Annotated in this window: 20 protein-coding genes; 4 read left to right on the top strand and 16 right to left on the bottom strand. The window is 53.5% G+C overall.

Annotated elements, in window-relative coordinates; translation table 11 throughout:
- Nucleotides 1-13: 13 nt before the first annotated feature.
- From phnP to phnC, 14 genes are all read right to left on the bottom strand, one after another.
- On the bottom strand, nt 14-772 hold the full coding sequence (gene phnP / locus OH773_RS19855; protein WP_270141239.1) for a phosphonate metabolism protein PhnP: 759 nt from the start codon (nt 770-772) through the stop codon (nt 14-16).
- The gene (gene phnO / locus OH773_RS19850) at nt 750-1,217 is read right to left on the bottom strand and encodes an aminoalkylphosphonate N-acetyltransferase (RefSeq protein WP_270141237.1); all 468 of its coding nucleotides are present in this window, start codon (nt 1,215-1,217) and stop codon (nt 750-752) included. The genes phnP and phnO overlap by 23 nt, the downstream gene beginning before the upstream one ends.
- Entirely contained in the window at nt 1,210-1,800 is a 591-nt protein-coding gene (gene phnN / locus OH773_RS19845; RefSeq protein WP_270145980.1) for a ribose 1,5-bisphosphokinase, read from the bottom strand. The genes phnO and phnN overlap by 8 nt, the downstream gene beginning before the upstream one ends.
- Nucleotides 1,797-2,933 carry an alpha-D-ribose 1-methylphosphonate 5-triphosphate diphosphatase gene (phnM, locus tag OH773_RS19840; protein WP_270141229.1) on the bottom strand — a complete coding sequence of 379 codons (1,137 nt, stop codon included), beginning with the start codon at nt 2,931-2,933 and terminating at the stop codon, nt 1,797-1,799. Before phnM ends, phnN begins: the two co-directional genes overlap by 4 nt.
- Nucleotides 2,920-3,636, bottom strand: a complete 717-nt coding sequence (phnL, locus tag OH773_RS19835) for a phosphonate C-P lyase system protein PhnL (protein ID WP_270141227.1) — start codon at nt 3,634-3,636, stop codon at nt 2,920-2,922. The genes phnM and phnL overlap by 14 nt, the downstream gene beginning before the upstream one ends.
- 9 nt (nt 3,637-3,645) lie before the next feature.
- Nucleotides 3,646-4,404, bottom strand: coding sequence for a phosphonate C-P lyase system protein PhnK (phnK, locus tag OH773_RS19830; protein WP_270141225.1), 759 nt, complete (start codon nt 4,402-4,404; stop codon nt 3,646-3,648).
- A complete protein-coding gene (locus tag OH773_RS19825) occupies nt 4,401-5,246 on the bottom strand; it encodes an alpha-D-ribose 1-methylphosphonate 5-phosphate C-P-lyase PhnJ (RefSeq protein ID WP_270141223.1) in 846 nt (281 codons plus the stop codon). The genes phnK and OH773_RS19825 overlap by 4 nt, the downstream gene beginning before the upstream one ends.
- Entirely contained in the window at nt 5,239-6,303 is a 1,065-nt protein-coding gene (locus tag OH773_RS19820; protein WP_270141221.1) for a carbon-phosphorus lyase complex subunit PhnI, read from the bottom strand. Before OH773_RS19820 ends, OH773_RS19825 begins: the two co-directional genes overlap by 8 nt.
- Entirely contained in the window at nt 6,303-6,887 is a 585-nt protein-coding gene (gene phnH, locus OH773_RS19815; protein ID WP_270141219.1) for a phosphonate C-P lyase system protein PhnH, read from the bottom strand. The genes OH773_RS19820 and phnH overlap by 1 nt, the downstream gene beginning before the upstream one ends.
- Complete coding sequence (gene phnG, locus OH773_RS19810; RefSeq protein WP_270141217.1) at nt 6,884-7,345, bottom strand: phosphonate C-P lyase system protein PhnG; 462 nt, start codon at nt 7,343-7,345, stop codon at nt 6,884-6,886. The genes phnH and phnG overlap by 4 nt, the downstream gene beginning before the upstream one ends.
- Entirely contained in the window at nt 7,346-8,071 is a 726-nt protein-coding gene (gene phnF / locus OH773_RS19805; protein ID WP_270145978.1) for a phosphonate metabolism transcriptional regulator PhnF, read from the bottom strand.
- Between the two features lie 16 nt (nt 8,072-8,087).
- Nucleotides 8,088-8,870 (bottom strand): phosphonate ABC transporter, permease protein PhnE, encoded by a 783-nt coding sequence (gene phnE, locus OH773_RS19800; RefSeq protein ID WP_270141215.1) that lies wholly within the window; start codon nt 8,868-8,870, stop codon nt 8,088-8,090.
- Nucleotides 8,871-9,035: 165 nt separating this feature from the next.
- Entirely contained in the window at nt 9,036-10,052 is a 1,017-nt protein-coding gene (gene phnD / locus OH773_RS19795; protein WP_270141213.1) for a phosphonate ABC transporter substrate-binding protein, read from the bottom strand.
- A 31-nt stretch (nt 10,053-10,083) separates the two neighbouring features.
- Nucleotides 10,084-10,866 carry a phosphonate ABC transporter ATP-binding protein gene (gene phnC / locus OH773_RS19790; RefSeq protein WP_183272692.1) on the bottom strand — a complete coding sequence of 261 codons (783 nt, stop codon included), beginning with the start codon at nt 10,864-10,866 and terminating at the stop codon, nt 10,084-10,086.
- A gap of 192 nt (nt 10,867-11,058) precedes the next feature.
- On the opposite strand from phnC, the gene OH773_RS19785 reads away from it, so the two are divergent.
- On the top strand, nt 11,059-12,273 hold the full coding sequence (locus OH773_RS19785) for a phospholipase effector Tle1 domain-containing protein (protein ID WP_270141211.1): 1,215 nt from the start codon (nt 11,059-11,061) through the stop codon (nt 12,271-12,273).
- 51 nt (nt 12,274-12,324) lie between these two features.
- Here the strand turns inward: OH773_RS19785 and yjdN are convergent, their stop codons facing one another.
- Nucleotides 12,325-12,765, bottom strand: a complete 441-nt coding sequence (gene yjdN / locus OH773_RS19780; protein ID WP_270141209.1) for a VOC family metalloprotein YjdN — start codon at nt 12,763-12,765, stop codon at nt 12,325-12,327.
- A gap of 211 nt (nt 12,766-12,976) precedes the next feature.
- On the bottom strand, nt 12,977-13,312 hold the full coding sequence (locus tag OH773_RS19775; RefSeq protein ID WP_183272457.1) for a zinc ribbon domain-containing protein YjdM: 336 nt from the start codon (nt 13,310-13,312) through the stop codon (nt 12,977-12,979).
- 367 nt (nt 13,313-13,679) lie between these two features.
- Between OH773_RS19775 and OH773_RS19770 the strand changes: the two genes are divergently transcribed.
- From OH773_RS19770 to evgA, 3 genes are all read left to right on the top strand, one after another.
- Nucleotides 13,680-16,043 carry a dynamin family protein gene (locus tag OH773_RS19770; RefSeq protein WP_270141206.1) on the top strand — a complete coding sequence of 788 codons (2,364 nt, stop codon included), beginning with the start codon at nt 13,680-13,682 and terminating at the stop codon, nt 16,041-16,043.
- Nucleotides 16,043-16,918, top strand: coding sequence for a diguanylate cyclase regulator RdcB family protein (locus tag OH773_RS19765; protein ID WP_270141204.1), 876 nt, complete (start codon nt 16,043-16,045; stop codon nt 16,916-16,918). Before OH773_RS19770 ends, OH773_RS19765 begins: the two co-directional genes overlap by 1 nt.
- 278 nt (nt 16,919-17,196) lie before the next feature.
- Complete coding sequence (gene evgA / locus OH773_RS19760; protein WP_270141202.1) at nt 17,197-17,811, top strand: acid-sensing system DNA-binding response regulator EvgA; 615 nt, start codon at nt 17,197-17,199, stop codon at nt 17,809-17,811.
- Nucleotides 17,812-17,814: the final 3 nt, after the last annotated feature.

The following is a 17,814-nucleotide window of genomic DNA, read 5'->3' as shown; positions in this document are numbered from 1 at the left end:
GCTCCCAATCATGCTACGCCTCGCTAATCACCATTCCATCAAACCCAGCTTCATACCCTTTTGGCAGTTCGTTCTCTATCAACCAACAATCAAACTGATGGCTGATGTGTGTGAGGATCACTCGCGGGCAGCCAATAGTTTCATTCAGTTTAACGACGGTATTCAGATCGCAATGGTTGTTAGGCGTTTGCGCTCTCGGCTCGTGGCTGCAATCAATCACGATAACCTGCGGCTTATTGTTTGCCAGAAACTTCAACGTCTTATCCGGCAACCCAGCGGTATCACTTAACCATGCCACGCGGCTGTGCGGTGTTTCGAACAGATAACCGAGCGTGAGTTTTGAATGGTTAAGTGGCAGAGGCGTGATGCGCAGCGCTTGCAGCGTGAACCCTACAAAGGGTTCAAGCAGGTGGCTGAAATCCAGGATGCCGGGGTGTTTAAACAGATCGTCGCAGCCGTGTTCATCGGCGGGGCCATAAACCGGGATCTTCTCGCCCACGCCCCAACGCAGCGGGAACAGGCCCTGCACGTGATCCATATGGTAATGCGTCAGCAAAAATTGCTGAAATTCGCCAGGCTGCCAGTGGTCCATCAAATCAGGAATGCCCGCATCCAGAAGCGTCACCGCATCGTTGAACTTCACCACTGCGCTACAAGGTTTGCGGCGATATTGCGGGTTTTTGCGAGCCCGCTCGCAGGCTGCGCAAGAGCAACCAAAGGCGGGCACCAACTGCGCGCCACCAGTACCGCTAAGCGTGAGTATCAGGCTCATGGTTTATCTCCACCGGTTTGGTAAAGCGAACATGCGTTGGCTGATAACCTTCTCGTTCGTAGAATCGATGGGCATCAAGGCGCTTTTTGCTGGTGGAAAGCTCGGTCAGTTCCGCTCCGTTAAGACGCGCATGATCTTCGGCCCAGGCCAATAATTTGCTGCCCACGCCATAGCCGCGTGCCTGCGGCATCACCACCAGTTCCTGAATTTCACCGACCCAGTTCACATGATGCAGGTGGAACTGCATATGCAAACCGATCATGCCGACCACTTCACCGTTAAGCACCGCGAGTTGGTAATGCAAATGGCTATCTGCGAGGTTTGCCGCAAACCCAGCATTAAACGCCTGGCGGTTAAATTCGGCCTGCTTTAGCTCGCAAATCAAAGCGTAAACGGCATCGGTGTCGGCAAGGTTGGCAGGACGAAATTCGAGGTTATCAGACATGGCGCGGCTCTTTTTTGTAAAAATGGACGATATTGGTATTGCGCTGGCTTTCTACCATACGCATAAACGATAAGACAGCCTCCGTCAGGCTGCCATCGTTATTAAGTACCAGACAATCGTCTAAATCCGGGGCGTAGAAGGCCGCACGTTGCAGGCGTTGCTCTATTTGCTCTGTACTTTCGCGCCCGCGTTGTTCGAGGCGCTTACGCAAAACGTCAGTTGAAACATGCAGACAAATCGGCACCAGCGCTTCGCCATAGCGTGCCCGCGCTTGCGCCAGATGTTGGCGTGAGCCATTCACCACCACATCGAAGCCAGAATCGAGCCAGATATCCAGCTCAATGCCTACGCCATAACGTTGGTGGTGCGCTTGCCAGCACAAAGCGAACAAGCCTTGCTGCTGGCGCTGGGTGAACTCCTTCTCACTCAGCGCGACGTGATTTTCACAGCCCGCGTCGGCGGCGCGGGTGATGTAACGGTGAGCCACCAGCAGTTGATTATTCTCCTGCTGGCGCAGCGCGCTCAGCAGGCTGTCTTTCCCTGAGCCTGACGGCCCCATCAACCAGACTATTTTGCTCATCAGAACACCCGTATTCCCTGACGCCAGACATGACCGACGTGGATGTGATCGCTATGAAGATGCGCCAGTACCATGTCGGCACGTTTGCCTTCAGCCAGTACGCCGCGATCGGCCAGATTCAGCGCTTTTGCTGGGTTACGTGTAACCAGCGCGACAGCTTGCGGCAACGTGATGCTGTTGGTTTCGTCTTGCGCCACGCGGAAAGTCGCGTCCAGCAAACTGGCCGGATAATAATCTGAGGAGAGAATATCCAGCAGCCCGACTTGTGCCAGTTGATGGGCTGCCACGTTGCCGGAATGCGAGCCGCCTCGCACGATATTTGGCGCGCCCATGAGTACGCTCATACCATGCTGGCGAGAGGCCTGAGCCGCTTCAAGCGTGGTGGGGAATTCAGCAATCACACTGCCCAGTTCATGAGATTCTGCGACGTGCGCTTTCGTCGCATCGTCGTGGCTGGCAAGGGCGATATTGCGTTCGCGACACTCGGCGGCAATCGCCAGGCGGTTAGGCTGCGACCAGCGTTCTGCCAGCGCCAGTTGTTCCGCTTCATAGCGATTCATATCGGCGTCGCTCAGTGAATATTTTCCCTGATAATATTCGCGATATTTGACCAGATTTGAGAACTGGCGCTGTCCTGGCGAGTGGTCCATCAATGACACCAGCGACACGCCATCACGTTGGATTAACTGCTGAAACAGCGGCAATGTGGTGTGATGCGGCAGTTCGCAACGCAGATGCAGGCGGTGCTCGGCACGGTTGATGCCACGCGCCTGGCTGTGCAGCACCGCGTTAATCATCTTCTCCAGATTTTCCAGACGGTCACCGCCATCGCGGACATCGCCCAGCGCCACGGCATCCAGCACCGTCGTAATACCGCTGGCGACCATCATCGCGTCGTGGCTGCTCATGGCTGAATGCGCCGGCCAGTCGACTTTCGGGCGCGGGGTGAAGAATTTGTCCAGGTTATCGGTATGCAGTTCGATAAGCCCGGGCAGCAACCAGCCGCCTTCGCCGTCTTGCGCTTGCGGCAGCTGGCTTGGGCTGTCGGCAAAGTTACGGATGACACCATCGGCCACTTCCAGCGACCCACTCACCACTTCATTTTCCAGCACTAATTTTACGTTATTGATAATCATGCTGTGCCTCCACTGCTGCCATCGGGGTTGCCATATTGTGCAGTCTGTCTGCGACCTGATTACGCACCGCTTCGTCGTGGAATATCCCGACCACCGCCGCACCGCGAGCTTTGGCTTCCAGAATCAGCGCCACGACTGCTGCGCTGTTTTTCGCATCCAGTGAGGCGGTCGGTTCATCCAGCAGCAAAATCGGGTAATCCACGATAAAGCCACGGGCGATGTTCACACGCTGTTGTTCACCGCCGGAGAACGTTGACGGAGCGAGGTTCCACAGGCGTTCTGGCACATTCAGGCGGGTGAGTAACATGGAGGCTTTGTCTTCACAGACATCGCGCGATACGCCTAAATCCAGCAGCGGCTGCATCACCACCTCTAACGCGGAAATACGCGGGATAACGCGCAAGAACTGGCTGACCCAGCCGATGGTCTGGCGGCGCACCGCCAGTACGTCACGCGCCGGAGCTTGCACAATGTCCAGCCACTGCTCGTTATGCTTGACCCAGATATGCCCAACATCCGGCAAATAGTTGGCGTACAGCGAGCGTAAGAGCGTGGATTTTCCGCTGCCGGAGTGGCCGTGCAGCACGACGCATTCGCCACCTTTCACTTCAAGCGAGGCGTTCGACAGCACCGGCAGACGAATGCCGTGCTGGTGGTGTAACACAAAGGTTTTGCTCAGGTTTTCAACCCGTAATCTGGTCATCGTGCTCACCTAATTCTGAAGGACGGAAGAAACAAGCAGTTGGGTATACGGATGATGCGGGTCGTCGAGGACGCGGTCAGTCAGGCCGCTTTCCACGACTTGCCCCTGTTTCATCACCAGCAGGCGGTCGGCCAGCAAACGCGCCACGCCCAAATCGTGAGTCACAATCACCACCGCCAGGTTCAGCTCGCGCACCAGGCCGCGTAATAAATCGAGCAAACGAGCCTGTACCGAAACGTCCAGCCCGCCGGTTGGCTCATCCATAAACACCAGCTTCGGATGCGTCACCAGGTTGCGGGCGATTTGCAGGCGTTGCTGCATGCCGCCAGAAAAGGTCGTTGGCAAGTCGTCGATGCGTGAGGCCGGAATTTCCACCTCTTCTAACCAGCGTTGAGCGGTGGCACGAATGTCGCCGTAATGGCGCGCACCGGTGGCCATTAACCGTTCGCCGATGTTGCCACCTGCGGAAACGTGGCGGCGCAGGCCGTCCATCGCGTGTTGGTGAACCACGCCCCATTCGGTGCGCAGCAGGCGGCGGCGCTCACCTTCGCTCATGCCGTACAGCGATGAATCCAGGTAAATCACTTCGCCGTTTTGCGGGGCAAGACGTGCCGAAATTGATTTCAGCAATGTGGTTTTACCGGAGCCAGATTCGCCCACAATGCCCAGCACTTCGCCAGGATAAAGCTCGAATGAAACGTCGCTGAAGCCTTTGCCTGGGGCATAAAGGTGCGTCAGGTTTTGCACGGAAAGTAACGGCTGAGTCATTGGCTTGCGGCCTCGCTGTTCTGGCGGCAGAAATCGGTATCGGAGCAGACGAACATGCGGTTGCCCGCATCGTCGAGCACCACTTCATCCAGGTAACTGTGGTGGGAGCCGCAAATGGCGCACGGTTCTTCCCATTCCTGAACGGTGAACGGATGGTCGTCAAAATCGAGGCTTTCGACGCGGGTATACGGCGGCACCGCGTAGATGCGTTTTTCACGCCCGGCACCGAACAGTTGCAGCGCGGGCATCATGTCCATTTTCGGATTGTCGAATTTTGGAATCGGCGACGGGTCCATCACATAGCGCTGGTTCACCTTCACCGGATAGGCGTAAGTGGTGGCGATATGGCCGAAACGGGCGATGTCTTCATACAGTTTCACCTGCATCACACCGTACTCTTCCAGCGCGTGCATGGTGCGGGTTTCGGTTTCACGCGGTTCGATAAAGCGCAGCGGCTCAGGGATCGGCACCTGATAAATCAGGATCTGATCTTCGGTGAGTGGCATTTCAGGGATGCGGTGGCGCGTCTGAATCAGCGTGGCGTCGGCGGTAGATTCGGTAGTGGCAACGTTGGTGACGCGCTTGAAGAAGTTGCGAATCGACACCGCATTGGTGGTGTCGTCCGCGCCCTGGTCAATCACCTTCAGCACGTCGTTTTCGCCAATCACACTGGCGGTAATTTGAATGCCGCCGGTTCCCCAGCCGTAGGGCATCGGCATTTCACGCCCACCAAACGGCACCTGATAGCCCGGAATGGCGACCGCTTTCAGGATGGCGCGGCGCAGGGTGCGCTTGGTTTGTTCATCAAGATAAGCAAAGTTGTAGCCGCTTAAATTAGCCATTTGCGCGTTCCTTAATCAGACGGTTCAGCAGTTCCAGTTCGGCCTGGAAATCGACGTAGTGCGGCAGTTTCAGGTGCGAGACAAAGCCCGCGGCTTCGACGTTATCGGCGTGGGCCAACACGAACTCTTCATCCTGCGCGGGGCCCGCGACGGTTTCGTCGTAGTCCGGGGCTTGCAGGGCGCGGTCAACCAGCGCCATCGCCATCGCTTTGCGTTCGCTCATGCCGAACACCAGCCCGTAGCCACGGGTGAAGTGCGGATCTTCGTTTTCTGGTGCTACAAAGCCGTTGACCATTTCGCACTCAGTTATCAGCAGTTCGCCGATGTTCACCGCAAAACCCAACTCTTCCGGCACGATTTCCAGATCGACATAACCGCTGCGAATTTCCCCGGCGAACGGGTGGTTGCGCCCGTAGCCGCGCTGAGTGGAATAGGCGAGTGCCAGCAAATAGCCTTCGTCGCCGCGCACCAGTTGTTGCAGGCGCGAGGAGCGGGAGCACGGATAAACCGGCGGTTGGCGGGTGATATCGTCCGGCTGTTCGCCGTGGTCTTCTTCGGCTTTTGCCAGGCCCTGGCGCGTCAGCAGGCTGAAAACGTGCGGCGCGGGCTCAGTGATGTCGTCAGCCTTTTTAAGCTGTGGCGCTTCGCCGTTGGCCAGCAAAGTGAAATCCAGCAGGCGGTGGGTGTAATCGTAAGTTGGGCCGAGCAACTGGCCGCCCGGCACATCTTTATAGACCGCTGAAATTCGGCGCTCTAAACGCATCTCGGCGGTATCTAACGGTTCGCTCACCGCCAGACGTGGCAGTGTGGTGCGGTAAGCGCGGAGCAGGAAGATGGCTTCGACCATATCGCCACTGGCCTGCTTGATGGCGAGCGCCGCCAGTTCACGATCGGCAATGCCGCCTTCGGTCATCACGCGGTCAACGGCTAGACCTAACTGCTGTTCGATTTGTGCGACGCTCAGTTCAGCCAGATTTTGGCTGCCACGGCGGTTGTGTTCCTGGAGTTCGTGGGCGGCGGCAATCGCCTTTTCGCCCCCTTTGACGGCGACGTACATCAGCACACCTCCACATGAGTGGTGCGGGGAATTGCCAGCAGGCGGTCGCCGCAGGTGAGGATTAAATCGATACCCAACGGGAACGGGTGCGGGCGCTCGGTCAGCTCGTGAATCACGCAGTCCGGCAACTGCGGGGCAATCATGCGTTCTTCGCGAATACCCGCGCCGGTTAAGCGCAACATGCGGCCACCGCTCAGGCTCGGCACCTGCAAAATCAGCGTCGCGCTGGTGTCGGGAGCGACGTCGGTGCCTTGCGCCAGTGCGTTGAGTTGTTCGGCGGTAATTGTGCTGTCGGTGACCGCGAACTGTGCCTGCTCTGGTGTTTGGGTCACCGGGGCATTGGTATGAAAACGGACATTTTGCAGCGCGACGTCATTGCTTAACGCCTCGCTAATCCATACCGGCGTGTCGTTGTCGGCAAGCGTCAGCAGCACGCTGGTGGAGGCGACATTCAACGGTTTCCAGCCATGTTGCAGCGAATGCAGGGCGACGATCACGCCCGGCTCGCTCATCGCTTTAAGCAGGCGACGGAAGCTCTGTTGGGCATCCTGCACGGGTAGGTTAAAAGCGGTCATCAGGGTCATGCGTTATCTCCGCGAACCAGAGTGAAGAAGTCGACTCGGCTGCTATTAATTTGTGTGCGACGGGAAGCCAAACGTTGTTCCCGATTTGCGGCCAGCGGCGCAATTAAGGTTTCTTGTAATGTCCGGAATTGCGTTTTTTCCTGCATCAGCGCGTCGATGACCGCGCAGCGTTCGGCGTGGGCTTTGTCGCGCCCTGATATGTAGCTGTAACCGTAGGTGCCGTTGGTGAGCTGCACGACGGCGCGGGTCAGCGTGGTATCACCGGCAAAAAAGCGTTGTCCGGTTGCGCCCATCCGCGCCTGAATTTGTACCAGCCCGGTTTCGGGTTGGCGGATAACCTGATATTCAGGATTCAGTTTTTGTTCTGCCCAAAGTGCTGCCAGTTCTTGTGGCAGGCTTTGGGCGAGCACGGCCATCCACTGCTGGCGCTGTGCGATGTCAAAATGCGGTGCGTCCATTTAGTGCTCCATGGTGAATTCAATCATGTCGGCGCGGGTCAGACTGACGGAGTATTCCGCCGGTGACGTGTGGCCTTCACGGTGGTTAAGGGTGCGTACGCAGAGCAGCGGCGCCATATTGGGGATTTCCAGCAGGCGGCTTTCTTTGGCCTGAGCGCGGCGGGCGCTGATGCGTGTTTGAGTGCGTTTAAGGCTGATGCCGAGCTGTGTCTGGATAACTTCGTGTAGCGAACCGCTGTTGAAGTGTTGCAGCGTGGGCCACCAGGACAGGTCGGCAAAGTAGTGGTCAATCAGGCACACCGCGATGCCGTTAACGCGGCGCAATGTGCGCAGATGAATAATGTTCTCGCCTTCGGTAATGCCCAGCGCGTCAGCCACATGGCTTGAGGCCGGGCGCAATACCGCGAGTAAGCGCTCGCTGGTGGGGTGGCTTCCCTGGTCGAGCAGGTTCTGGCTAAAGCGAGCCTGGGCATTCAGCGGGTAGTCGAACGGGCGCATCAGCACCAGCACGCCGATGCCCTGGCGGCGCTGTACCCAGCCTTTTTCGACTAACTGGTCGATGGCGCGGCGCAGCGTGTGGCGATTCACCTCAAAACGTGCCGCCAGTTGGCTTTCGGCGGGAAGGTAGTCGCCGCAGCGGTAGTTTTTACGCAGCTCCTGTTCGAGCAGGGCGGCGATTTCCTGGTAACGCGTCGGGTAACTGGTCGGATGTCTGGATAGGTGCATCGTCAACAAAGCCTCGTTAAATAAAGTGCTTACGCAGTCGTTGCGACAGGAAATCCAGCAGGCTGACGGTGATGATGATGACAATCATCAGTGCGCAGGTTTGCTGGAACTGGAATCCACGAATCGCTTCCCAAAGTGTTACGCCAATCCCGCCTGCGCCCACCATGCCGACCACTGTTGCCGAACGGACGTTCGACTCGAAGCGGTAGAGCGAGTAGGAGATAAGCAGTGGCATCACTTGTGGGAGGACGCCGTAAATGATCTCTTCAAGTTTGTTGGCACCGGTGGCGCGAATGCCTTCTACCGGGCCGGGTTCGATGGCTTCCACCGCTTCGGAAAGCAGTTTCGAGAGCACGCCGGTGGTGTGAATAAACAGTGCTAAAACACCTGCGAATGGGCCCAGGCCGACGGCAACCACGAATAACATCGCAAACACCATTTCGTTGATGGCGCGGCAGGCGTCCATCAGGCGGCGCATCGGTTGGTAAACCCACCATGGCACGAGATTGTCGGCACACATCAGGCCACACGGAATGGAAAGGACGATGGAAAGGGCGGTGCCCGAGACGGCGATTTGCAGCGTGACGCCCATTTCGCTGAGGTATTGCTGCCACTCGCTGAAATCTGGCGGGAAGAAGTCAGCGGCGAAGGTCGCCATATTGCCCGCATCGCGGAACAAGGTGAGCGGAGCCATTTCCGCACCTTGCCAGGAGGCAACGAGTACCGCTAACAAAATCGCCCAACTCAGTAGCGAGAACCAGCTACGTTTTGGTGCGGCGACTTGAATGGTTTGTTGCATGTGGTGCTCCGGTTTTTGCCTTTGTTTGAAAAACCACCCTCACCCTAACCCTCTCCCTGAGGGAGAGGGGACGGATCGGTGTTCATCCTCTCTCTGAGGGAGAGGGGACGGATCGAGTGGTTTCCCCCTCTCCTGGGGGAGAGGGTCGGGGTGAGGGCTAATCGATCACTGAACTGCTTTATTCACGCTGCTCATCGCGGAAAGTGCTGCGGTCAGGCGGTCCAGATCACTAAGCTGGTTTTGAATCTCGGTGACTTTGGTGTTTTTTTCCGGCTCGGCTAACCCTTTGTTGTCCTTCACGCCTTGCATCTGTTTGAACAGAGCGAGCTGGCGAATCGGCACCAGTTGCAGGTCGCTGGATGGACGGAACGGTGCCCATGTCAGGTTTTTCAACACGGCCGCTTCTTCCGGGGTTTTGCCGTAAGTCATAAAGAAGTCGTAAATTTTGTCTTTGGTGGTTTCGGAAAGGTTCTTACGCCACACGATCGGATCGCCTGGGATCAACGGGGATTTCCAGATGACTTTCAGATCTTTGAATTTCTCAGGGGCGGTTTTCTTTAAACGATCGAGGTTTTCAGTGTTGTTGGTCGCGACATCCACTTGCTTGTTGGCAACGGCCAGGGCGTTGGTTTCGTGGTTGGCGTTCACTGAGCGCTTAAATTCGTTGGCTGCTGCGTTGTTCTTGGCAAAAACGTAATACCCCGGGACCAGATAACCCGATGTTGAGTTAGGATCGCCGTTGCCAAAAGTCAGCTCTTTGCGTTTTGCCAGCATCTCTTGCAGGTTGTTGATCGGGCTGTCTTTGTTGACGATCAGCACGCTCCAGTAACCCGGAGAACCGTCTGCCGCAACGGTTTGAGCAAAGACTTGCCCGTTAGCGCGGTCTACCGCTTCCATCGCGGAAAGGTTGCCGTACCAGGCGATATCCACTTTGTTAAAACGCATCCCCTGAATGATCCCGGCGTAGTCCGGTGCAAAGAAAGCGTTCACTTTCACGCCCAGTTTTTTCTCCATATCCTTCAGGAACGGGTCCCACTGCGGTTTCAGGTTTTGCTGCGATTCTGTCGAGATAATGCCGAAGTTCAGCGCTTTCTCTTGTTCATCCGCATGAGCTGCGCTGAACAGGGTGCTAACGCTTAACAGGCTGGTAAAGACAAGGGCTTTAGCGGCTTTGTAGCTCATGACAATTCCTTGAGGTAACTGATTGAAGTGGTTAAGCAGCGACCGCGTCGACGCGATTCATACTGCGGTAAAGATTTCCCAGCCGTTCGTTGTCGAACGCTGAGCTGCTTCCGTCGTAAAACACATGGCCCTGGCGCAGTGCGACAATGCGTTCGCAGTAGCGCAGGGCGTAATCCACCTGATGCAGCGTCACCACCACGGTGATGCCGTCCAGACGGTTAATGTCGTGCAGGGTTTCCATCACGATGCGCGCAGATTCCGGGTCGAGAGAGGCAATGGGTTCATCGGCCAGAATCACTTTCGCCTGCTGCATCAGCGCGCGGGCAATCGCCACGCGCTGCTGCTGCCCACCGGACAGGGTGGAGACGCGCTGATATGCAAACTGCGCCATGCCGACACGGGTCAGTGCCTGCAACGCGCGTTGTTTCTGCTCGCGGGTAAACCAGTTAAAACAGGTACGCCAGAACGGCGTGGAACCGAGCGCGCCGATCAGTACGTTTTCCAGTACCGTCAGGCGATTCACAAGGTTGAACTGCTGGAAGATGTAGCCGGTGTGGGCGCGGCTTTTGCGTATGTCACTTGCCAGGCGACCCGCTTTTTGTACGGTGCGGCCGAGCAATTCAACGTGGCAGTCTGCTGATTTATCGGAAGTAATCAGGCCGCTCAGGTGACGTAAGAGGGTAGATTTGCCTGAACCAGACGGCCCCAGCAGAGCAACCATCTCACCTTCATTAACAACCAGATCAACCGCATTCAGCGCCTGATGTTGGTTGAAGGTTTTGCTCAGTTTGTTGACGCGAATAATTGTTTGCATCATTCGGCTCCTTAAAAAAGTTGCCTCATGGTGCCGATTGAATGTGACGATTTTGTTAAGGATAAGTTTCGATATGATGAAGAGTGAGCGGCAGCCTGGAAGTCATCAAGCTAATCAGCTATTTGTCGTATTGTTCGGCGCTTCGTTTTTGTCTTTGCTTACAGTTACCCGCTGGGCATTGGGAAGGTAACAATGAGCAAGAATATTATTTTTTGTGCCGATGGCACATGGACCGCTCCCGGTTTTGAACCAAAGCCGGATGATGAAACCGTTGCCAGTAATGTTTATCAGTTATTTATTGATTTGAAAGGTGTTGTTGACCAGCAGAGTTTGTTACTAGCCAATGAGCAAGAAAAAACGCTGACGGATAGCAGCGGCAATGTGGTGCAGGTCGCGAAATACATTTATGGAATGGGTGATCCGCATAATGGCCTGATCAAGCGACTGGGTGGCGCATTTGGCGCAGATTTGATCGTGCCGATCATTCGCGGGTACACCTTTATCAGCCGCCATTGGCAGCCGGGCGATCGGATCTATCTGGTGGGATTTAGCCACGGTGCCTATACCGCGAGGGTTCTGGCGGAGATGATCATCGATCGTGGCTTATTAAATCGTGAAAAGCTGAAATTAAATCAGCGTAATAAAGATGAGGCGTGGCGGTTTGCCGCGTCGGTGTGGGCGCAGTATCTTGCCCATTCGCTGGATATGAGTCCGAGCCTGCTAGGGAGCGTGGTGCGCGAGTTGCCGGGTTTTTTTTGCGACAGCGTTGACCCTACCTGTATTTCGCGTCCGGCCTCAATTGAAGCGGTTGCGGTGTGGGAAACTGTCGGGCGGATGGGCATCCCTCAATATTTCACGGATAAACGTTACAGTGTTTTCCGCTTTAACAATACCGAGCTGCATCCCCGTGTGAAATACGGGCTACAGGCGCTGGCGATTGATGAGCAGCGTGTCGATTTAGAACCCGTATTGTGGGACAACCGCGATCGTATTTTGCAGGTGATGTTTCCTGGTATTCATCAGGATGTGGGTGGGGGATATCAAAACACTCAAGAGGACCGAGGTTTGTCGAATGGCGCGTATTTGTGGATGCATGATGCGCTCGACGATTTGGGAATTAATCTTGCACCCAGCGAGGTTATTGCAGATCCGCTTGGGCTGCTGCATTGCGATTGGTATCCGCCAACCCGATATTTGCGCATCACGCCTCGACAGCTTCCTCCACCGGTGACGTCATCAATGATGGTTCACCAGTCGGTTATCGAGCGGCTGAGCGGCGGCCCAATGTTGTTGCAGCAGTCAGCGATAACCGGGGAATGTCTGCCAGGACCTTATGCGCCGCAACCGTTACAGAACTATTTACACGGGCAGGGTGCCATCCCCATTAACTGGGCAATAGCGCGGTAGGTGTAGAGGTGCTGTCGTCTGTTATCGCAGGCGGCAGCACCCTAAAACGGATTACATCGGTTTTTCGACATTCACCATCCACGGGATACCGTACTTATCGGTCAGCATGCCAAAGCCTTTGGCCCAGAATGTTTCTCCCCAAGGCATGGTGACATTTCCACCGGCGGCCAGGTTATCAAACCACCGTTTACCTTCGTCGACATCTTTACTGGTCAGGCTCAGTGAATAGCCGGAGTGTTTCACCTGGTCGGTGGCTATATTGCCGTCGCTCATCATGACTTCACTGTCACCTATTCGGACATTGGCATGCATGATTTTATCATCAGGCCAGTTAAATCCACTGTTGCAGCCTTCTGCTGCATTGTTTGCTTCCTCCTTTGGCATTTCGCCAAAAGTCATTTTAAACAGCAGTTCAGCACCGATAGCTTGTTTATAAAACGCGATAGCTTCTTCGCAGGTGCCGTCAAAAAAGATGTAGGGGCCAACAGACATGGTTTTTTCCTCATATGCGGAGTGAATATGAAGTGTAGATGTGGGAATAAGGGCAAGCCAGGCGGGGATGGTACGGTTTCTCCCTCTCCTGGGGGAGAGGGATGGGGTGAGGGCGATACTGACTATTAACACCATCCTCACCCTAACCCTCTCCTTGAAGGAGAGGGGATAGTCTGGAGTTCTTCCTCTCCTTCAAGGAGAGGGAAAAGAATCAGTTCTTTTTCACAAACTCTGACTTCAATTTCATCGGGCCAAAACCATCGATTTTGCAATCAATGTTATGGTCGCCTTCAACCAGACGGATACCCTTAACTTTGGTACCGATCTTCAGCATTGAAGAACTGCCCTTAACTTTCAAATCTTTCACTACGGTGACGTTATCGCCGTCAGCCAGCAGGTTACCGTTGGCATCTTTAACAATCAGCTGGTCGCTGTCTTGTGCGGGTTCGGCATCATTCCATTCATGCGCACATTCCGGGCAGACAAACATACCGTTGTCTTCATAGGTGTACTCGGAACTGCATTTCGGGCAATGAGGGAGAGTCATCTTAATATCCTCAAAAATAGCGGCTTTCCGCCAAAAGTAGCGCAATTATACATTAAAACCCTACTTTTGCAGGGATTATTGCCGCTACGCCTTGCGCCATGAGGATGAGATGAACGCAAAGATTGATATTTTGTATCTGTAATCAATTGCTAAATTCGGGATGAAAATACAGAATTAGCTTATTGAAATGCGCTATTGTTTCTTTCTTTTTCTATACCATTAGATAACTTTCTTTGAAACGTAAGCTTAATAAAAATATCGAATAATTGATTTCCGCACGAAATTATAATTTCCGGTACTGAATTGACCTATAAATATAAGTATTTTTATAAAAATCCGGATAATTTTATTTAAGTAAGGATTTTTTATGCACACACAAGCAATATTTGAGTTAAGTCAGGAGGCTGAGCGGCTATTACAGCTCGCCCTGCAAAACCTTAATTCCTTAAAGGCAACATCTTTTACTTCACGGCATGATGAGAATGACGCTGGGCAATCGCAAATGGGGGCGGTTGTCCCGTCTGCGTTTTGCCCGCACACCCTTCAACAGCAGCAGGCCATGCTGCAAAATGAATTACGCAAAATCACCCAGAATGAGATGGTGCTGGCCATTGTAGGCACGGTAAAAGCAGGCAAATCCACCACCATCAACGCCATTATTGGCACAGAAGTTCTGCCTAATCGCAATCGCCCGATGACAGCATTACCGACATTGATTCGCCACACGCCAGGCCAGCGTGAGCCAGTATTGCATTTTCCTTACGTGCAACCCATCGACCAATTAATGCATGCGCTGCAACTTCGTTTGCAACAAACCGACAGAGCAACGCTCGGCAGGCATTTGGAAATTGATCGGGATATGGCGGCGTTATTAACCCGAATAACTGAAGGGGAATCTTTCGCTAAACATTATCTGGGGGCTCAGCCTATTTTTCATTGTCTGAAAAGCCTTAATGATTTAGTGCGTTTATCCAAAGCTCTGGATGTAGCTTTTCCCTTTAAAGCCTATGCGGCAATTGAACATGTTCCGGTAATTGAAGTGGAGTTTGTTCATTTAGCGGGAATTAATGAAGGTTATGGGCAACTGACATTATTAGATACGCCTGGTCCGAATGAAGCCGGGCAACCGCATCTGAAAAAAATGCTACAGGAACAACTGGCGCAGGCGTCTGCGGTGCTGGCAGTACTGGATTACACCCAGTTGAAGTCAGTTTCTGACGAAGATGTGCGAAAAGCGATATTAGGCACCGGTTCTTCCGTGCCGCTGTACGCGTTGGTGAACAAGTTTGATCAAAAAGACAGAAACGGCGACGACGAAGAACAAATTAAAGCCTTGATTTCTGGCACGCTGATGAAAGGGATGATTGAGCCGAGCCATGTTTTCCCGGTTTCTTCCATGTGGGGTTACCTGGCCAATCGCGCGCGTCATGAACTGGCATTACACACTCAGTTGCCGAACCCCGATGAACATCGCTGGGTGCAAGATTTTGCTGATGCCGCGCTGGGGCGTCGTTGGCAACGTGATGATTTGGCGGATAGCGACGTTGTGCGCCAGGCGGCGGAACTGCTTTGGCAAGACTCGCAGTTTGCCGAACCCATTAAAAATGTGCTTCATGCCGCACACGCCAATGCCTCGATGTACGCACTGCGTTCTGCCTGCCAGAAATTACTTAATTACGCGCAGGGCGCGGAAGAATACCTGAATTTCCGCTGCCAGGGTTTGCGCATCGCCAGCGAGCAATTGCAGCAAAATATTGTGGCAATTGAAGAGGACATGAGCCTGGCCGCTGAAAGCCAGCAGTCTGCAAGTGCGGTTGCGCGCAGTAACGTAAACCTTGCTGTGCAAGCGATGGAGGATTTTATCCACCGTTATGAGCAACAGATTAATGCAAACGTAGCCGACTATTTCCAGCAAGGCATGGTGCCTGAAAAACTCACTCGCCAGGCGATGTCGTATGGAACTCGTCGCGGCGTCGATTTTGACGCCCGCGATGAAACGCTGAATTTTGACGATGAACAATCGGCGCAAATTGCGCTGCACAGAATCCGCGCCTCATGCGAAATCATCCTGGCCGCCGCGCAAGAAAAGATGAATGAGGAACTGATGCACCTGTTCAGTTATCTGGAAGTCGAACTGGCGGATACGCTGCGTAATATCTTAAAACCCATTGAATCCCGAGTCTCACAAGGGCTCGCCCAGGCAGGGTTTCGTACCCATTTCAGCTTGCCGGTGTTCCATGTCGGATTGTTAAATTTCAATGCTCATAAAGCATTCAATGAGCTTATCGAAGAGCAGGATATTCCCGTCGCGCAGTTACGCCGTCCGGCTGGGATGCGAGGCACCGTCGCACGCTGGCTCAATAGCGAGGAGTGGGGTTGGGAAGGGTACACCGTGATGCAAAGTCGCTATGTCATTTCGTTGCCCGATGTACAACGCAAGCTGTGCGAGCATGTTGCCCGTTTCCTGCAGCAGCTTAATCGCACCCTGGCGATGCAAATTGAAAATGCAGTGAGTGAGGGAATGACAGCTTTCTTTGCCGATTTTTCCCAGACGTTGGATGCAATACGCCTGAATCTGCAACAAAGTTTGTTGGCGCGTCAGCAAAATGAAGACGCGGTAATGGCTTTGCGCCAGCGGCTTGAGCTGTGCGTGCGAACCACGCGCTATATCCACGAAGATACCCGCCTGCTGCGGGACGATATTCAGACGCTATTTACGGTAGAACAGTAATGAACAGCCTGGTACAGGGTACTCAAACCCGCGCTTTGGAATGTGTTGCAGAGAAATTTGTCGTCGATTTTGCAAGAAACAGGGGGGTTACACGTGAGCTGTGGCACAGCCAGCAAAGCAAAGCGTATTTCCAACGGCTGACCGGCGAGTTTATTGGCAGCAGTCAGTTGCAAAAATGGGCGGTGGACGATGTGTTACTCGAGACGCCTGAATTCACGTTAGCGATGCTCGGGCAGCTTTGCCAGCGTGTGGTGAAAAAACATCGGGCGATGACGAAAGTCTATGACAGCGTCTGTTCTATGTCCGCCGCTTCTGCGCGAATGAATAACGAGGCTCACGAAACGCGACAGTTGTTTGCTCTCGTGCAACAGCAACTGGCGCTGCGAATCGGCAAGCTGGAGGCGCAACTCAACGGCACCGATCTCACGCATCAGGGCTTCGTGCATTGCGAGCAAGTTTTTGCCCGTTGGCAGGCTGGACACTATTTATCATTTTCGCCCGCTGGACGCTGTTATGTGGCGTTGCAGGAGCTGTACTGGGGCACCTTTGGCGATGCGCTGCGTTTCGGCAGCACGTTACAGGCAAGTGAGCTGATAGAACAGGCGAGAGCGTTGGCCATCAGGCAGCTGGCGCAAGATGTGAATGCCTCCGCTCGCACTCGTCATTACTATTATGAATGGCTGATGTTTCCGTCTACGCCTTCAATGATGGAAAGCAAAGACGCGCTGGCATGGCTGGGTGACGATTGTGACCGCGAGTATCAGCCGGTGAGTTTTGCTACCACTCAAACACATTTGGGGGTTTCGCTTGGCATGCCACGCATTTGTTCCGCAATGCGTCTGGGAAGTGCGATGGTCGATGAAGTGTTTATCTGATGATCTCAGGATTGAATATGCGGCAAAATATCTGAAGATATTTCCTACACGTGTCATCAAGAATATGATCGATATCATGTTAAGTAGGATTAATTTAAATTAAAGGTAATGAGCTGAATAAATAGAAGCCATTTTCTTTGCTGGGTTGTACACAGTGTAAATATTTAAGGACACCATTTCCTGTTATATCTAAATGTCATCCCCCCCTGAATCCTCTCTAAAAAGTAATAATATAGCAAACTTCGCTATTTTTTATTACATCAGGATTTCTTAACGCAATGAACGCGATAATCGTTGACGATCATCCATTGGCGCGGATCGCCATTCGCAATTTACTCGATACTAATGGCATCACCGTCATCACTGAGCTCGATAGCGGCGAACATGCAGTGCAAACCACGGAGAGGCTCAAACCGGATCTGCTGATAATCGATGTTGATATCCCCTGCATTAGCGGCATTGAGGTGCTGGAACAATTACGCAAACGCCATTTCGCGGGCTTTATCATTATCATCTCGGCCAAAAACGAACTGTTTTATGGCAAGCGTAGCGCAGAGTGTGGCGCGAATGGGTTTGTCAGTAAAAAAGAGGGTATGAACAATATTCTCGCCGCCATCGACGCGGCAAAGAATGGTTATAGCTATTTTCCTTTCTCTCTTGACCGCTTTATTGGTACGAGCATTACTGAGCAAGACAAACTGGATACGTTATCGACCCAGGAAATGAAGGTGCTGCGTTATATTCTCAATGGCATTGATTACACCACCATCGCCAGCAAAATGAATATCAGTAATAAAACGGTGAGCACGTATAAAACCCGCTTAATGGAAAAACTAGATTGCTCCTCATTGATGGAACTCTACGATTATGCACAAAGAAATAAAATAGGGTAATGA

Origin of the sequence: Buttiauxella sp. WJP83, from assembly GCF_027594725.1 — a bacterium.
Lineage (GTDB): Bacteria > Pseudomonadota > Gammaproteobacteria > Enterobacterales > Enterobacteriaceae > Buttiauxella > Buttiauxella selenatireducens.
This window is presented reverse-complemented; position numbering and strand designations above follow the sequence as displayed.

Coding starts and splice junctions, on each gene's coding strand:
- phnP (WP_270141239.1), bottom strand. CDS start 772: ATGAGCCTGATACTCACGCTTAGCGGTACTGGTGGCGCGCAGTTGGTG.
- phnO (WP_270141237.1), bottom strand. CDS start 1,217: ATGTCTGATAACCTCGAATTTCGTCCTGCCAACCTTGCCGACACCGAT.
- phnM (WP_270141229.1), bottom strand. CDS start 2,933: ATGATTATCAATAACGTAAAATTAGTGCTGGAAAATGAAGTGGTGAGT.
- phnL (WP_270141227.1), bottom strand. CDS start 3,636: ATGACCAGATTACGGGTTGAAAACCTGAGCAAAACCTTTGTGTTACAC.
- phnK (WP_270141225.1), bottom strand. CDS start 4,404: ATGACTCAGCCGTTACTTTCCGTGCAAAACCTGACGCACCTTTATGCC.
- OH773_RS19825 (WP_270141223.1), bottom strand. CDS start 5,246: ATGGCTAATTTAAGCGGCTACAACTTTGCTTATCTTGATGAACAAACC.
- OH773_RS19820 (WP_270141221.1), bottom strand. CDS start 6,303: ATGTACGTCGCCGTCAAAGGGGGCGAAAAGGCGATTGCCGCCGCCCAC.
- phnH (WP_270141219.1), bottom strand. CDS start 6,887: ATGACCCTGATGACCGCTTTTAACCTACCCGTGCAGGATGCCCAACAG.
- phnG (WP_270141217.1), bottom strand. CDS start 7,345: ATGGACGCACCGCATTTTGACATCGCACAGCGCCAGCAGTGGATGGCC.
- phnF (WP_270145978.1), bottom strand. CDS start 8,071: ATGCACCTATCCAGACATCCGACCAGTTACCCGACGCGTTACCAGGAA.
- phnE (WP_270141215.1), bottom strand. CDS start 8,870: ATGCAACAAACCATTCAAGTCGCCGCACCAAAACGTAGCTGGTTCTCG.
- phnD (WP_270141213.1), bottom strand. CDS start 10,052: ATGAGCTACAAAGCCGCTAAAGCCCTTGTCTTTACCAGCCTGTTAAGC.
- phnC (WP_183272692.1), bottom strand. CDS start 10,866: ATGCAAACAATTATTCGCGTCAACAAACTGAGCAAAACCTTCAACCAA.
- OH773_RS19785 (WP_270141211.1), top strand. CDS start 11,059: ATGAGCAAGAATATTATTTTTTGTGCCGATGGCACATGGACCGCTCCC.
- yjdN (WP_270141209.1), bottom strand. CDS start 12,765: ATGTCTGTTGGCCCCTACATCTTTTTTGACGGCACCTGCGAAGAAGCT.
- OH773_RS19775 (WP_183272457.1), bottom strand. CDS start 13,312: ATGACTCTCCCTCATTGCCCGAAATGCAGTTCCGAGTACACCTATGAA.
- OH773_RS19770 (WP_270141206.1), top strand. CDS start 13,680: ATGCACACACAAGCAATATTTGAGTTAAGTCAGGAGGCTGAGCGGCTA.
- OH773_RS19765 (WP_270141204.1), top strand. CDS start 16,043: ATGAACAGCCTGGTACAGGGTACTCAAACCCGCGCTTTGGAATGTGTT.
- evgA (WP_270141202.1), top strand. CDS start 17,197: ATGAACGCGATAATCGTTGACGATCATCCATTGGCGCGGATCGCCATT.